The sequence below is a fragment of the Flavobacterium sp. DG1-102-2 genome (assembly GCF_033042555.1).
In the GTDB taxonomy this organism is placed as follows: domain Bacteria; phylum Bacteroidota; class Bacteroidia; order Flavobacteriales; family Flavobacteriaceae; genus Flavobacterium.
Window position 1 is genome coordinate 139,449 of sequence record NZ_JAWLIK010000002.1, and the last position, 15,863, is coordinate 155,311.

The following is a 15,863-nucleotide window of genomic DNA, read 5'->3' on the forward strand; positions in this document are numbered from 1 at the left end:
TGATTGATTAATTAGGTTTAGTGTAAAAAATTTCAAGTCTAACTTTTTTGTCCTTGTCAGAATCAGGAACATTGCTGCCATAAAGTACAGTCCCAAAAGGATGTTGTACCGAGTATATAGGCACCATATTAACATTCGCAAAATCACCCGGATTATCGGGATTATTTTCAACACCTTCTGTAAATGGTGTTTTTAATCTTCCGTTTGTAACAACGGTTATATCTTCTGTTACCACTAGCCCCAGCCTTACGTTTGTAGAATCGCTGTTTACGATACTGTTAATGTGGTTGGTAAGCCTTATTTTATACCTTGGCCTTAAAACTCCCGTTACAGGATCTTTTATAGTGTCAAGTATACCGCCATGGATGTACTTATTATATTTTGTATTTCCCGTAACCGTAGTACCATCTGCCGAGTAATCATACAGTGGCTGCTTAGTCCTTAAATTATAGAGATATACCCTTAATGGCGCTGTGGCTGTACCTAATTTAGACTGGTCGACATAGAAAACCAGGTTTGCTTCGTTGATAAGCACTTTTTGCCCGCCTGTTTTTCTTGAGTCAAGTGCCTCCAGGCCTTCTTTATTAATGTTTATTATCGCCATAGAACCTGCACCGCCTTTAACGTAAAGATTGCTGTCTCCGTTTACAGCATCAGAATTTGTTATTGCGCTGTTAAATGTCTCGTTTACTCCAGTGTTTTCGTAAAAGTTGATAGTATTCCCCGTCATGTTTAATGTAAGGGTCTTGTCGGCATAAATCTCTGTGGGGTTTCCATCAATACCTACTGTTTTGTCGTGGTATTTAATTGTAACTATCCCTTCAGAAAATTTAGGTATTGTAGCAACAGCATCTCCATCCTGGGTTACCTTAAAGTACAACCCCCTAAAGTAATTCTTGAACAGGTTATTATTTAAAAGGTTACCCCTGTTAGTCGTTCCGAACAGTGCTTCCTGCATCGCTGCTTTGTCAAGATCAAGGGAGATACCCGGCGCTTTTCTTTCTATAAGCTTTGTTGGCTGTAAAGTTGGCTGCGATCCGTCATCGTTTGTACCTCTTGGATCGGCCTTACGTTTTATCTCCGTAGGGCTAAATCCAAATTTATCAACTGTAACAAGGGGCTCGCCCACCTTAAGGTTCTCTACCATAGCAAAATCGTCAGAGTAGTAGCGCTGTATTTTATCTGTAGCGGCAGGATCTGCATCCCTAAGATAAAATCCGTTACGATATACTTCAAGTTTAAAGGTAGCATCTGCTTTTCCGTAAACAGAATTTAAAGTATACAGCGTTCTCGTACCGGTATCCTCTGAATCAGTTTCAGAACCGGACACAGTACTATTGTAAGGTATGTATATATACACAGAGTCGATAACCGGGCTATAAAGCGTTGGGTTTTGGCTTCCCGAAGGAATTTCAAGCTGCGTTACAAAGTGTGAAACCGTTTTACCAAAGGTAGGGTTATCAAAAATACCCAGCTGGTTAAGCGTAAGGTTATTAGACTGCACCGCACCCATAGGCCTGTCATAAGCCGTAACATCTACATAATAAGGAGTTGTAGTGCTGTGAAGATCGTCACCTACGATATCAGATCCTATTTCTGTAAAATCCTTATCACACGAAACAAAGAACACAACGCTGAGAGCAAATAAAAGCTTCTTAAAAAATGAACTATTCGTCATTATATATTTTTTTGATTTACTATAAAACCTGATTTCTATAGAAATTAGTATACGCCTCTGCAAATTTATCTTTGCCTACATACGGAAGGAAAGGTTTTCCTGACGCTTCAACAAACTTAACTAAATCGTCAGAAAGGTTTTCTGAAGCTATGATAACCGCATCTGAATGCGCTACAGAAACCTTCATGATATTATTATAATCAGGCACCTCAAGAAGTTTTACATCATTTTCCGGCACCGCATCAAACAATACTTTTTTAAGCATGTCATTATCCAGTGTACCGTCAAAACCCTGATTGTATACAGATGTAACTATTTTAGTATCGGCAAAAAGCGCTTCGTCTTTATAGTAATGCTTCATGTAAACAGGCAGCATTCCTGCAAGCCATCCGTGCACGTGTATGATATCCGGTACCCAGTTAAGCTTCTTAACAGTCTCAACGACACCTTTAGCAAAAAAGATAGCTCTCTCGTCGTTGTCAGGATATAGCACCCCGTCTTCGTCGCTAAATGTAGCTTTTCTCTTAAAGTATTCGTCGTTGTCAATAAAGTAAACCTGTATTCTCTCCTTTGGTATAGATGCAACTTTAATAATAAGCGGCATATCCATATCGTTTACCACCAAATTCATTCCTGATAAGCGTATTACCTCGTGAAGCTGATGTCTCCTCTCATTAATATTACCATATCTGGGCATAAAAATTCTTATCTGCCCACCTTGGTCATTAATCATTTTTGGCACATCATACGACATTAAAGACACTTCATTCTCAGCCAGATAGGGCACTACTTCAGATGATACATATAATATCCTCTTATCCTCCATGTGTAAAACTTGTATTTAGTTGTTGGTGTAAAAACATGCAAAATTAAACAATTTTGCGCATTATGTAACTATTATATTAATTTTGCCCTGATATTTAATCTGAAACAGATGCTCATTTTTAACAATAAAGCCGATTTAATTGCGCAATTATCTGCCCACCTAAGCAGCAAATCTTCAATAGGTTTTGTTCCTACAATGGGGGCATTGCACAAAGGCCACCTGTCATTGCTGGAAAAGTCGGTACAGGAAAATGATATTACGGTTATAAGTATATTTGTAAATCCTACTCAATTTAATAACCCTGAGGACCTTACAAAATACCCCCGCACACTTGATGCCGATGTTGAAAAAATAAAAACCGTAAGCGATAAAATACTGGTTTTTGCCCCTTCGGTGAACGAAATGTATGACGGCAACACCGTATCCGGTCATTTTTCTTTTGACGGATTGGAACACCAAATGGAAGGAAACCATCGCCCGGGACATTTTGACGGCGTAGGCACTATCGTTAAAAAACTGTTTGAAATTGTCACTCCAACAAACGCTTACTTTGGCGAAAAAGATTTTCAGCAATTGCAAATCGTAAAAAAGCTGGTTGAAAAAACAGGAATGGACATCAATATCATAGGATGCCCAATAAGCCGTGAAACCAGCGGACTTGCCATGAGCTCAAGAAACGAACGCCTTTCTGAAGAAGACAAAGACAAGGCAGCAGTAGTGTATAAAATTCTTAGCCGAGCAAGAGAACTGTTTGCTACAGAGAGCGTTGAAAATGTTAAAAAATACGTTTATGATGCTTTTGAAGCGCTGCCTGAGTTTAGTATGGATTATTTTGAGATCACTGCCGAAGATGACCTGGTACCAGCAAACACTAAGGAAAACAAAAAATACAGGGGCTTTATCGCTGTTTTTTTAAGCAATGTTAGGTTAATTGACAATATTTCATTAAATTGATTACCTTTGCCCTATGCAAATTCAAGTTGTTAAGTCCAAGCTTCACCGTGTTACGGTGACTGGAGCTGATTTAAATTACATAGGCAGCATAACTATTGACGAAGCGTTAATGGAAGCAGCTAATATTATTGAGGGTGAGAAAGTATCTATCGTTAACATCAACAATGGTGAACGTTTAGAGACTTATGCGATTAAAGGTAACAGGAACAGCGGCGACATCACGCTAAACGGACCTGCGGCAAGAAAGGTACAGCGTGGCGATATCATTATCATCATATCTTACGGTATACTTGATTTTGAAGAAGCCAAGAGCTTTAAACCTACACTGGTATTCCCTAACGAAAAAGACAATTCCCTTACGTAGGTTTGAAGAAGAAAATAAGTAAATTTTTAAGCATAGTACTCCCACTGATCCTGGGAGTTTTTTTAATTATATATGTATACGGCGAGTATACGCCACAGCAGCGTAATGAACTGATGCAAAGTTTTAAGACCGCAGATTACCTTTATGTATGGATCTCGGTTCTTATAGGCATTACAGGCTTTTGGGCCAGGGCTTACCGCTGGAAATACACTTTGGCACACATCGGCTATACCGCGCCGTTTTCTATACAGTTCAGTGCTGTGTGCATTACTTATGTAATGAATATGCTTATACCGCGCAGCGGAGAAGTAAGCCGTGCCGTTGTACTTAACAAATATGCAGGAGTACCTTTTGATAAGGCTTTCGGCACCATTATCTCAGAAAGAATTATAGATCTTATTCTCCTTGTAGCAGTAGTTATTGCCACAGTTGCCTTTCAATTTGAAGTTGTTAAAGCTTATCTTATTGATATCCCCTTTCAAAAATTGCTGTTTTACGGCATGATTGCCGGCATACTATTTATTGGAGCTATACTCTTCTACATGTATTCCCGTGCAAAATGGCTTAAAAAATTAAAGATCAGGATTTCCGGCCTTACAGAAGGTGTACTGAGTGTTTTTAAAATGCCAAATAAGTGGCCATTTCTCCTGCTTTCGTTCTACATCTGGTTTAGCTATGTACTGATGTTTTATGTAACAATATATGCCCTGCCTGAAACCGCATCCCTTAGCTTTGGTTCAGTAATAACCGCTTTCGTTATAGGCAGTATAGTAATTACTTTTACAAATGGCGGAACCGGATGGTTTCCTGTTGCTATTGCCAATATCCTTGTGGTATATAGCGTACCTAAGACTGCCGGCCTTGCATTTGGTTCAATAGTGTGGGTCTCACAAACAGGATTGATAATCATATTAGGAGGCCTCTCTTTTTTATTATTGCCTTTACTTTATAAACGCAAATAATTGCTACCTTGCCCTGCGTTTTCAACCAAAAACCAGCAAAGCAATGAAAAACAATTCCTTACTATTCTTATTCCTTTTTACCGCCTCCCTGTTTGCGCAGAAGAGGACAAACGAAGACATACAGTCTGAAAAACTAAACACAAAAAGGCAGATTACCGTTATAACCCCGTCATCGTATGATGCGCCTGCCAACAAGAATAAAAAATACCCGTTACTGGTATTGCTTGACGGCGATTACCTTCTTGACCCGTTTGCAGGAACACTATCGTATACAGAATACTGGAACGACCTGCCGGAGGTAATAATAGTTGCCATTAACCAAAACAAGAACAACGAGCGCAAGACTGACTGCCGTATTGACAAAGAAACCGGACTACCGGATGAATTTGGAGAAAAATTCTTTGACTTCATGGTTACCGAGGCAATGCCATTTGTTGAAAAAAAATACAGGGTTTCTCCATTTAAAATAATTGCGGGGCACGACCTTACTGCCGGCTACATGAACTTCTTTTTATACAAAGAGAACCCAATATTCAGCGCATATATCGCACTTAGTCCTGAACTGCCTAAAGAGATGGAAAGCGACCTGGCAGACAGGCTTGCTGCCATAAAAACGCCTGTTTACTACTATCTGGCAACTGCCGATGGCGATGTAATGAAAATGCAGAAGAAGATAAAAACACTTGATGAGAATATTAAAAAATCATCTAACCCTGCAACTAAATATTACTTTGACGACTTTAAAGGCGCGTCACATTACTCACTGGTTACCTTTGCCATTCCGCAGGCACTGTACCATATCTTCTCTATCTACCAGCCGATAACAAGCATAGAATACCAGGAAAAAATTGTAACCCTTAAAAATGGTTATGTAGACTACCTTAAAGCTAAATATGACGTTATACAAAAAGACCTTGGCGTTAAGATCCCTGTAAGGATTAACGACTTCAGGGCTATAGAAGCCGCTATTTTAAAGAATGGTGCGTATGAAGAACTTAAAGCACTGTCTGACGTTGCTTCTAAAAACTATCCTAAAACTACTTTTGCCGAATATTACACAGGCCTTTACTATGAAAAGATGGGCGAAAACAAAAAGGCCATCAACGCTTACATGAAGGGTTACGGCAACAGCGAAGTAGGCGATTATACAAAAGACATGATGCTTGAAAAAGCAGATAATCTTAAATAAATTAGGAATAGCCACAAATTGCAACAATTGCCACGAATAAATAATTTGTGCGATTAGTGTAATTCGTGGCTAAACTATGTTAAGACGCCAACACATATGCACTAAACTGCATCCTTTTACTTATTTTTGATTCCTCTAAAAGATTTACAATTTAATGGCCAAACTTAAAACTTCTTTCTTTTGTCAAAACTGCGGTACCCAGTACTCTAAGTGGCAGGGACAATGCAATGCCTGCAAAGAATGGAATACCATTGTAGAAGAGGTTATACAAAAAGAAGAAAAACAAGCCTGGAAGCCGTCTACAGGCGAAACTAAAAGAACCGCAAAACCTTTGCGCATAAATGAGATAGACTCATCTGCCGAGGTGCGCCTTAATACCGGAGATTCCGAGCTTAACCGTGTTTTGGGAGGCGGGCTTGTGCCGGGATCGCTTACGCTTTTAGGCGGAGAACCGGGTATAGGAAAAAGCACGCTGCTATTGCAGATATCGCTTAAGCTGCCCTACCGCACACTATATGTATCGGGTGAGGAAAGCCAAAAGCAGATAAAGATGCGTGCCGAAAGGATCACGCCGTCGGCCGATAACTGCTTTATACTTACCGAAACAAAAACACAGAATATCTTTAAGCAGATCGAGGCCATAGAGCCTGAGGTAATAATTATAGATTCGATACAAACCCTGCACACCGATTTTATAGAATCATCGGCAGGAAGCATATCGCAGATACGCGAAACGACTGCCGAACTTATAAAATTTGCCAAAGAAACCAATGTGCCCGTTATACTGATAGGCCACATTACTAAAGACGGGAGCATAGCCGGGCCTAAGATACTGGAACACATGGTAGACACCGTGCTTCAGTTTGAGGGCGACCGTAACCACGTGTACCGCATACTGCGTTCGCTTAAAAACCGTTTTGGCTCTACTGCCGAATTGGGTATTTATGAAATGCTGAGCAGCGGACTGAGAGAAGTTGCCAATCCGTCGGAAATACTGATATCGCATAAAGAGGAAGAATTAAGCGGTACTGCCATTGCCACAACCATGGAAGGCATGCGTCCGCTTATGGTAGAGATACAGGCATTGGTAAGTTCTGCAGTATATGGAACACCGCAGCGTTCTACAACAGGCTATAACGCTAAAAGACTGAACATGATACTTGCCGTGCTAGAAAAGAGGGCAGGCTTCAGGCTGGGTGCAAAAGACGTTTTTCTTAATATTACAGGAGGCATAAATGTAGACGACCCTGCTATAGACCTTGCTGTCGTGGCAGCCATACTATCATCTAACGAAGACATTGCAGTAAGCAAAGATTTTTGTTTTGCAGGAGAAATAGGCCTATCCGGAGAGATACGCCCCATAAACAGGGTTGAACAGCGCATACTGGAAGCAGAAAAGTTAGGATTTTCTACTATTTTTGTATCTAAATACAACAAGATCTCACTAAAAAACACACTAATTGACATCAGGCTGGTAGCGAAGATTGAAGATGTAGCAGGCCACTTGTTTGGTTAGACAATTATATACAATGCGAAAAAAACGAAGCGGGAAAAAGATAGCCCTTATAATCTTAACAACACTTATTGTCATCATCCTCATTTCGGTGATATCTTTTTTTGCCTTCCGCAATACCGTGCTGGAAAAGGTGATTACCAAGATATCTAACAAAATGACGACCGATTACAACAGTTCATTTGTTGTTGAGGAGGCAGGTTTTAAAGGACTTTCTAACATTGAGATGAAAGGCATTACCCTTGTGCCGCAAAATGCCGACACCCTGCTAAATGTAAAAGAACTTAAGACCAGCATTAACCTAATGCACCTGCTTACAGGCGACATTCAGCTGGGTACGCTGGAGATGAAGGATGGCTATATGCAGTTTGTAAAAAATGCAAACGGAAAGAACTTTGACGCGTTCCTTAAGAACAAGAATAACGACGAAGAAGAGGATGACAGTAATAGCCGTGATTACGCATCGCGAGCGTACAGGCTGCTTAACCGTGCCCTAAATCTCGTCCCTACCGACATGAACCTTAAAAACCTTAGCCTTCGCCTTGACGACATGGGCAGGAAGGTTAACCTCAGGCTGAAAGAACTTAACCTTGCCGACAAAAAACTGGAATCTTCCATAGCCGTTAACGGTAAAGATGTAGCGCAGAACTGGAAGGTAAAAGGTTTTGCCGACCCGCGTAACAAACAATGTGACCTTGATTTTTTTAATACGGATACCACCCGCATCGAGATACCTTTTATCAACGAACGCTACGGACTGAAGTCTGGCTTTGATGCGATACACGTAAACGTAGACAAGATTGAAATGGATGGCGGCGAGCTGCATGTGGACGGTTATGCATCTATAAAGAACTTTATGGTAAACCATAGGCGTATTGCTAACCAGGATGTGGTTATAGACGATGCGCGTTTTGATTACCGCTTTCTTTTCGGATCCGATTTTGTGGCGCTGGACAGTACTTCTACGATGCAGCTGAATAAGATAAAAGTACACCCGTTCTTAAAATACAGTGTGGAAGAAGACACTATTTATGAAATGAAGGCACGCATTCCTAAAATGGCAGCGCAGGATTTCATAGTATCGCTTCCTGACGGTTTGTTTACCAACTTTAAAGGTATGGAAGCCCAAGGCAGTTTTAGCTACAACCTTGACTTTATGTACAACAAGAACAAGCCCAATAAGCTTGTGTTTGACAGCAGCCTGAAAAAAGACGGCTTTACCATTACAAAATATGGCGCGGCAGACCTTGCCAAGTTAAACTCAGGATTTACATACAGGGCCATAGAGAACGGAAGGGCACAGCGTGCGGTTTCGCTTACCTCGTCTAATCCTTACTACACCCCTATGGACCAGATTTCGCCGTACCTGCAAAAAGCAGTACTTACCAGCGAAGATCCATCGTTCTTCAGGCATAGCGGGTTCATCAACGAGGCATTTAAACAGTCTATCATCAAGAATATCAGGACGAAGAAATTCTCACGTGGGGCAAGCACAATCAGTATGCAGCTGGTTAAGAATGTTTTCCTTACCAGAGAGAAAACCCTTTCGCGCAAGCTGGAGGAAATATTATTGGTTTATATATTAGAGAACAACCATATTGCAAGCAAATCACGTATGCTTGAGGTTTATTTTAACGTTATAGAGTGGGGTCCTGACGTGTACGGTATTGGCGAGGCAGCCTCTTATTATTTTGATAAGGGCCCAAACCAGCTTACCCTTGACGAATGCGTATACCTTGCAAGCATCATCCCAAGGCCTAAAGGCTTTATGTGGCAGTTTAACGACGAGGGCAACCTTAAACCGCATGCAGTAAAACACAGTCAATACATTAAAAACATTATGTTGAGGCGCGGGCTTATTTCGCCAGAAGATACTATCGCGCAATCAGGGCAAATATATGTATCAGGCCGTGCAAGGGGAAGGATAAGGCTTAAGCCAATCAATCCTTTTGAAAACGATACCACAGGCGTAAAAGACTTCTTTATGAATCTTGGTAAACGCGCTTTCTAAAAAATATTTACGGGGCATCCCAACCTTTTAGGCAGAAAGATAATCTATAGTAGTAAAGACGTAACTTTATGAAAAAGATTTCCCTTCTGCTTTTTTTGGTTTCTGCTGTGGCAGTAGCTCAAAAGCCCGTATTTACTACTGCAAAAGTAAAGGCGGCCACCGTTTATTTTAATGCTGCCGAGATAACACAATCGGCTTCGGTAACACTGCCGTCAGGCACATCAGAACTTGTAATTAAAAATGTAGCCAACTACCTTAACGAAAATACGGTACAGATAGGTGCTCCGGCAAATGTTACGGTATTATCAGTGCAATTCACGAGAGATTATATCTCTGAATACGAACCTGACGAAACATCGCCTCCCATTAAAAAAGTGCGCGACAGCATAAAGCTTGTTGAAAAAGAACTGGCAGTGGTGGTAAATCAAAAAACATCGGAACAAAAAACACTGGAACTACTGGATAAGAACAACCAGGTTTACGGGCAGCAATCGGGGCTTAGTGTTGCGGAACTGATGAAAATGGTAGACTATTACAAAACAAAACGCACCGAAACCGCAAATGCGATTAATGCTTTTTATGCCAAAGAACAGAAGCTTAACGAGAAACTGGCCAACCTTAAAAGCAGGCTTGAGATAAATGCCAGCAAGGAAGAGAAGTCTTCTTTAGGTAAACTGGTGCTGCAGGTAATGAGCGATGTGCCCCAAAGCACTAACCTTGATATAACCTATCTTACAGGCAATGCTTCCTGGACGCCATTTTATGACCTGAGGGCAGACAATACAACAACACCTATCAATATGTTGTATAAGGCACAGGTAATACAGCAAACAGGCGTAGACTGGAAAAAGGTAAAACTTACGCTTTCCAGCGGAATGCCCAACCAGAGCAGCTATGCCCCTGAACTAAGCGCCTGGTTCCTGAGCCTGGCAGATAATTTTAAATATAAAGACACTATTATACAAGCAAAGCCAAATGCCAACTTTATACAGACATTGCAGGGACAGGTTCCCGGACTGGAAATCTCTACGGGAGAAATGAGCCTTGATAAATCAAACATCTCTAACTATACTACAATTACGGAACACCAAATGAATATCTCGTTCGATATTGATCTGCCGTATGACGTGTTATCTAATGGTAAACAGCACAGTGTTACCCTTAAAGAGATAAAACTACCTGCCACTTACAGGCATTATGCCGTACCTAAGCTGGAGCAGGATGCCTTTTTACTGGCCGAAATAGACGATTATTCTAAATACAACCTGCTTAAGGGCGAAGCCAATATCATTTTTGAGGGTATGTACATCGGCAAGACCTATATTAACCCGTCGCAAACTACAGATACGTTAAGCCTTAGCATGGGCAGAGATAAAAAGATCTCTATAGAGCGCGAAAAAGTAGCCGAGAAGTCAGGGTCTAAATTCTTGTCATCGGGCAGGGAGCAGACTTTTACTTATGATATCATTATCCGCAACAATAAAAAAGAAGCAGCTAAGATTTCCGTTAAAGACCAGTACCCTATAAGCACCGATAAAGAAATAGAAACCACACTTCTGCAAAGCGATGGCGCAAAAGTAGATCAGGAATCAGGACTGCTTACTTGGGAACTTAACCTTAAGCCCGGTGAAAGTAAAAAGTTGAGACTGAGCTACAGGGTAAAACACCCAAAAAATAGGAATGTTGACAATTTGTAATGTTTTGTTAATCAGTATAATATTATGTTAATCAGGCTGTTGTTGTAATTTTCTTGCAGTAACTTGTAGTAAGAATTAAGTTATAAACACCAATTAACATTAAATGCTATGAGAACAAAACTATTATTGCTATCCCTCTTTTTTGCAGGAATAGCCTCAGCACAGACCATAGAACTTGAATTGTTTGCATCAGATTTTGAGAGTCCGACAGAGATTGTAAATGCCGGAGACGACAGGCTTTTTGTCGTTGAGCAAAGCGGCCATATAAGGGTACTCAACGCCGATGGAACAGTAAATGACAACGACTTTCTTGATGTGTCTTCTCTTATAAGCTTTACGGGAGAACGCGGACTTTTAGGCTTGGCATTTCACCCTAATTATGCGGCCAATGGCTATTTTTACATTGATTACACCAACACAGATGGAAGTACAGTCATTGCACGTTACTCTAAAAGCGAAATGGATAACAATACTGCCAATCCAGCATCTGCTGTAGTAATGCTTACTGTTGAGCAGCCTTTTGAAAACCATAATGGCGGCTGCCTTCGTTTTGGCCCGGACGGATATCTTTACATTGCAATGGGTGATGGCGGAAGCGGCGGTGACCCGGGAAACAGGGCTCAAAACCTTGACCTGCTTTTAGGTAAAATATTGAGGCTGGATGTAGATGCAGCTGCGCCGTATATACCAACGACAAATCCTTTTGTTAATGTAGATGGTGCCGATGAGATATGGGCGTACGGACTAAGAAATCCTTGGAAGTTTTCATTTGACGAAAATGGAGACTTGTGGATTGCAGATGTTGGCCAGGGGGCAGTTGAAGAGATAAACAAAATGCCTGCTACAACAGCCGGTGTTAATTACGGATGGAAGTGTTATGAAGGCGATCAGGAATTTGACACTTCACAATGTTCTGACATTGGAGTATATACGGGCCCTACGGCGCAATATCTTCATGCAGGATCATCGCGATGCTCTATTACCGGCGGCTATGTCTATCACGGTACAAACTATCCTAATTTTTCTGGTAAGTATTTCTTTGCCGATTTTTGCACCAGCGAAATTGGCTACGTAGGCTCAGATAACATCCTCTCGTGGGCAGGAACGTTTGAAGGCGGATTTACCACTTTTGGAGAAGATTCAAGCGGCGAGCTATACATTGCAGGAGGCAATGGTAACGTTTATAAAATTACAGACACTGCTGCAGGCCTCAATGAGTTTGCCAACAGCCCTTTTGCAGTGTACCCCAATCCTGCAAATAACCAGGTGTTCATAAGCAGCAAAGAAGGTATGGGCGGCGGTTCGGCAAGTATTGCAAACATAAGCGGACAGGTAGTGCTGGAACAATATATTGACGGTAACAACTCTGAAATTGACACGTCTAAACTTCAGGGCGGTGTTTATGTATTATCTATAGATACTCCCGAAGCTAAATTCAGCAGAAAGCTTATTATAAGATAAATTGCATTTAGTGCCATTAGAGAAAGCGTCTGGAAGTAGTTCCAAACGCTTTTTTTGTATACGGTACACTCCCTAAACGGCATCAATGTTGACTATCGTTTAATTTTAACCTCTTAAAAGAATATCAAACACTTAAAATAGCTATGTAACATTATTTCTGTCAAACAATTAACACTTATAATCAGGAAATTTTAAGACATCCATTTTTTTTCAGATATATGACAGTAAGTTTAGGCTTACATTAAAATCTAACTATCATGAAAAAAATTTACCTGACTTTTTTAATGCTGACCGCCTTGACAGGGTATGCACAGCATGAATGCAACACACTTGTTATTAATGACACCGAAGAACAGAACGGAACCTTTATTATTGGTAATAATGGGCAAAAGGCCGCTGCCGATATTCCCATAGCTCCAGATCAGACGATCACCATAACACATATTAAGGTAACACTGGCAAGTAAACTCGTTCCTACGTTTATTAGTTTCCGCTTTTACAGTAACGTTTACAGCACGCCGGAGGATCCTGAAGTTGCACCGGGACTTATTCCGGGAGAGGCATTATTTGATGTGACCGATACTACAGTAGGTGAATTTGAAGTAATTGCCTATGATGAAATGCATGATTTTTATATCAGAAATATTAATGTAACCCTGGCTACTCCAATCGTTTTGAGCGGCAGCGAAGTAGACGGCAGGTTTTGGATGGGTGTACTGTCAGACGCTAACGCCTGGGGAAGCACTGCGCATTATGAAACCGGCGAAGGCGTAGTAGGCGAATCACTTGCCATGGGATCTACAGATGGGGGATGGTTTCAGCTTATAAACCTGGAGCAGCTGTATGAGCTAACGGCAGAATGCAGCATACTTGCTAACGAGGAGTTTCAAAAAAATGCCGTGTCGGTGTATCCTAACCCTGTAAAAGACATACTTACTATCAATTTACCAACAGGCAAAGATATTAAAGCTATAGCTGTTTACAGCATTGCAGGCCAGCTGATGTATGAGTCGGCAGCAAATGCATCACAAATAGATACAGCGCAGTTTGCCAATGGTGTTTACATCTTAAAAACAACATCTGACAATGCAGTATATAACACTAAGTTTATAAAACAGTAATCCAACGACCAATTATAAACGAAAAACCGCGCTCCTAGGGGCGCGGTTTTTTATATTTTTAGAAAGGTTCTTAGAAAGTTTCTTCTTTACCTATCTGATCAAATTCGCTGTAAGGCCTTTTTGGATCTTCACCATATTGGTTAGGGCCAACCGTACCTTCAGTAAACAGAAGAACTAGTAACCATATCCAACCGATTACAGGCAATAATAACAAAAGAATAAACCAGCCGCTTTTGTTAACATCATGCAGCCTCCTTACAAATACTGCAAGACCAGGAACAAGAACTGCAAGGCCGTAGATACCTCCTAAAAGTCCAAATCCAATAAAATAATCTACAACCTGAAGCACAAGACTGATTAAAAAGTTACATAGTGCATAATACCAGTATTCGCTTCTTCTGGCTCTGCCCGAAAAATTTGCGTAGTTATCTCTGACTACCTTTAAGTACCAATCGATCATAATAAATGTTTTTGTGTTGATTTGCCCCTACTCTTAAGGATTTTCAGGTTACTCCGGTTATAATAAAGCTAAAATAATAATTTTATTTAAAATTATAAACACATTTTAACAAGAACCGTAAATTTAACCTTATAAAAAAGCCTTATCAACTGGCTGCCATAATTCTATTTTGTTGCCCTCCGGGTCTATTATCCAGCAAAATTTTCCATAATCATACGCTTCAGGCTCACCTGCAATTATTACACCTTCCGCCTTTAATTTTAACAAAAGTGCATCAAGGTCGCGTACCCTGAAATTTTGCATGAAATCTTTTTGCGAAGGATTAAAATAATTGGTGTCAGCCGCAAATGGCGACCATTGTGTAGACGCATCATTACCATTTTTATCTTTCCACCAAAAGGTACAGCCATATTGGTCAGTGTTTAGCCCTAAGTGTTTTTCGTACCACTCTCTTAGCCTAGCAGGATCATTAGCTTTAAAGAATACACCACCTATTCCTGTAACGCCTATTTCTTCTTCAGCAGTCTCGGCAGGCCCAAAATAAACAGCCTTAATTTTGTCTACTATCACCTGTGCAAGGCGCTCGTGGCTTTCAAACGTCCACCCTGCAATATGTGGGGAAAGCAGCACATTATCCGAATCTAATAAATACTGAAAAGCAGCAGGAACTTCGCCATCGGTAAAAAGATGTTCAAACGATAGTTTTTCATATTCCAAAACGTCGAGGGCAGCACCTACCACTTTACCCGATTGCAATGCATCGGCCAGATCCTGCGTTACTACGCTTTTGCCCCTCGCGGTATTTATCAGCCAAAATGGTTTTGCAAAAGCATTGATAAAGTTGGCATTTACCATTTTGTTGGTTTCGGGAGTCCATGGCGTATGCAGGCTAAGCACATCGGCTCTAAGCTGTAATTCTTCGAGCGAAACCTGTTTAGCATTAGCATCACCCACAAAAGGCTTTATATCATAACACAACACTACAACATCAAAACCACGAAGCTTTTTGGCAAATGATTTCCCCATGTTGCCATATCCTATGATACCTACGGTTTTACCATCCAGCTCATGCCCGCGGTTGCCTTCGCGTATCCATTGCCCGGCTCGTATCTGCCTGTCGGCCCTATTCAGGTTATTGAATAACGACAGCAGCATACCCAATGCCTGCTCTCCTACCGCATTACGGTTACCCTCGGGCGCAGCGATAAGATGGATGCCTTTGCTCTGGGCATAATCAAAATCGATACTTTCAAGGCCTGCGCCTACCCGGGCTATGAATTGAAGATTAGTAGCCGCATCCAGAAACTGCCTGTCTATATCAAAACGGCTGCGTATCACGATGCCGTTATAACCGGCAATCTTAGCTTCTATCTCGGCCTTAGTCGATTTATAGTCGGCTTCATTTTCAAAACCGGCCTGTTCCAGCTGGTTCCACAAAATTGGGTTGTTGCTGTCTATGTGGAGTACTTTGGGGTTTGGGTTCATGGTTTTCCTTATAGTGGTTACTATCTTCACTACAAAGTTAAGCAAACAGCGTAAACCTGAATTTGATAAATGCAGAATATAATGTAATGCTTACAGTTACATTGTAAGATAAAACCACTATTTTAGTAGAACCAAACCAACT

Annotated in this window: 12 protein-coding genes and 1 pseudogene; 9 read left to right on the forward strand and 4 right to left on the reverse strand. The window is 41.0% G+C overall.

From position 1 onward, the window contains the following. Positions 1-7: 7 nt before the first annotated feature. Together R1T16_RS03920 and R1T16_RS03925 are read right to left on the reverse strand one after the other, a co-directional pair. Complete coding sequence (locus tag R1T16_RS03920; RefSeq protein ID WP_317499770.1) at positions 8-1,678, reverse strand: DUF4270 domain-containing protein; 1,671 nt, start codon at positions 1,676-1,678, stop codon at positions 8-10. Between the two features lie 19 nt (positions 1,679-1,697). Beyond that, positions 1,698-2,504 carry a glycogen/starch synthase gene (locus R1T16_RS03925; RefSeq protein ID WP_317499771.1) on the reverse strand — a complete coding sequence of 269 codons (807 nt, stop codon included), beginning with the start codon at positions 2,502-2,504 and terminating at the stop codon, positions 1,698-1,700. 108 nt (positions 2,505-2,612) lie between these two features. Between R1T16_RS03925 and panC the strand changes: the two genes are divergently transcribed. The 9 genes from panC to R1T16_RS03970 all read left to right on the forward strand — a co-directional run bounded on the left by panC (position 2,613) and on the right by R1T16_RS03970 (position 13,776). After that, the gene (gene panC, locus R1T16_RS03930; RefSeq protein WP_317499772.1) at positions 2,613-3,458 is read left to right on the forward strand and encodes a pantoate--beta-alanine ligase; all 846 of its coding nucleotides are present in this window, start codon (positions 2,613-2,615) and stop codon (positions 3,456-3,458) included. 13 nt (positions 3,459-3,471) lie between these two features. Then, on the forward strand, positions 3,472-3,822 hold the full coding sequence (panD, locus tag R1T16_RS03935) for an aspartate 1-decarboxylase (RefSeq protein WP_317499773.1): 351 nt from the start codon (positions 3,472-3,474) through the stop codon (positions 3,820-3,822). 2 nt (positions 3,823-3,824) lie between these two features. Further along, positions 3,825-4,784: a lysylphosphatidylglycerol synthase transmembrane domain-containing protein gene (locus R1T16_RS03940; protein ID WP_317499774.1), complete on the forward strand. Its 960-nt coding sequence runs from the start codon at positions 3,825-3,827 to the stop codon at positions 4,782-4,784. Between the two features lie 43 nt (positions 4,785-4,827). After that, a complete protein-coding gene (locus R1T16_RS03945; RefSeq protein WP_317499775.1) occupies positions 4,828-5,973 on the forward strand; it encodes an alpha/beta hydrolase in 1,146 nt (381 codons plus the stop codon). A 154-nt stretch (positions 5,974-6,127) separates the two neighbouring features. Continuing rightward, entirely contained in the window at positions 6,128-7,489 is a 1,362-nt protein-coding gene (gene radA / locus R1T16_RS03950) for a DNA repair protein RadA (RefSeq protein WP_317499776.1), read from the forward strand. A 13-nt stretch (positions 7,490-7,502) separates the two neighbouring features. Continuing rightward, the gene (locus R1T16_RS03955) at positions 7,503-9,497 is read left to right on the forward strand and encodes a biosynthetic peptidoglycan transglycosylase (protein ID WP_317499777.1); all 1,995 of its coding nucleotides are present in this window, start codon (positions 7,503-7,505) and stop codon (positions 9,495-9,497) included. A gap of 68 nt (positions 9,498-9,565) precedes the next feature. Next, entirely contained in the window at positions 9,566-11,194 is a 1,629-nt protein-coding gene (locus tag R1T16_RS03960) for a DUF4139 domain-containing protein (protein ID WP_317499778.1), read from the forward strand. 108 nt (positions 11,195-11,302) lie between these two features. Next, a complete protein-coding gene (locus tag R1T16_RS03965; RefSeq protein WP_317499779.1) occupies positions 11,303-12,655 on the forward strand; it encodes a PQQ-dependent sugar dehydrogenase in 1,353 nt (450 codons plus the stop codon). 257 nt (positions 12,656-12,912) lie between these two features. Beyond that, positions 12,913-13,776 carry a T9SS type A sorting domain-containing protein gene (locus R1T16_RS03970; protein ID WP_317499780.1) on the forward strand — a complete coding sequence of 288 codons (864 nt, stop codon included), beginning with the start codon at positions 12,913-12,915 and terminating at the stop codon, positions 13,774-13,776. A 70-nt stretch (positions 13,777-13,846) separates the two neighbouring features. On the opposite strand, the gene R1T16_RS03975 is transcribed toward R1T16_RS03970, so the two are convergent. Next, a complete protein-coding gene (locus R1T16_RS03975; RefSeq protein WP_317499781.1) occupies positions 13,847-14,236 on the reverse strand; it encodes a DUF805 domain-containing protein in 390 nt (129 codons plus the stop codon). Positions 14,237-14,776: 540 nt separating this feature from the next. After that, positions 14,777-15,721, reverse strand: a pseudogene (locus tag R1T16_RS03980) (2-hydroxyacid dehydrogenase); the annotation flags it as partial. Positions 15,722-15,863: the final 142 nt, after the last annotated feature.

Coding starts and splice junctions, on each gene's coding strand:
- R1T16_RS03920 (WP_317499770.1), bottom strand. CDS start 1,678: ATGACGAATAGTTCATTTTTTAAGAAGCTTTTATTTGCTCTCAGCGTT.
- R1T16_RS03925 (WP_317499771.1), bottom strand. CDS start 2,504: ATGGAGGATAAGAGGATATTATATGTATCATCTGAAGTAGTGCCCTAT.
- panC (WP_317499772.1), top strand. CDS start 2,613: ATGCTCATTTTTAACAATAAAGCCGATTTAATTGCGCAATTATCTGCC.
- panD (WP_317499773.1), top strand. CDS start 3,472: ATGCAAATTCAAGTTGTTAAGTCCAAGCTTCACCGTGTTACGGTGACT.
- R1T16_RS03945 (WP_317499775.1), top strand. CDS start 4,828: ATGAAAAACAATTCCTTACTATTCTTATTCCTTTTTACCGCCTCCCTG.
- radA (WP_317499776.1), top strand. CDS start 6,128: ATGGCCAAACTTAAAACTTCTTTCTTTTGTCAAAACTGCGGTACCCAG.
- R1T16_RS03955 (WP_317499777.1), top strand. CDS start 7,503: ATGCGAAAAAAACGAAGCGGGAAAAAGATAGCCCTTATAATCTTAACA.
- R1T16_RS03960 (WP_317499778.1), top strand. CDS start 9,566: ATGAAAAAGATTTCCCTTCTGCTTTTTTTGGTTTCTGCTGTGGCAGTA.
- R1T16_RS03965 (WP_317499779.1), top strand. CDS start 11,303: ATGAGAACAAAACTATTATTGCTATCCCTCTTTTTTGCAGGAATAGCC.
- R1T16_RS03970 (WP_317499780.1), top strand. CDS start 12,913: ATGAAAAAAATTTACCTGACTTTTTTAATGCTGACCGCCTTGACAGGG.
- R1T16_RS03975 (WP_317499781.1), bottom strand. CDS start 14,236: ATGATCGATTGGTACTTAAAGGTAGTCAGAGATAACTACGCAAATTTT.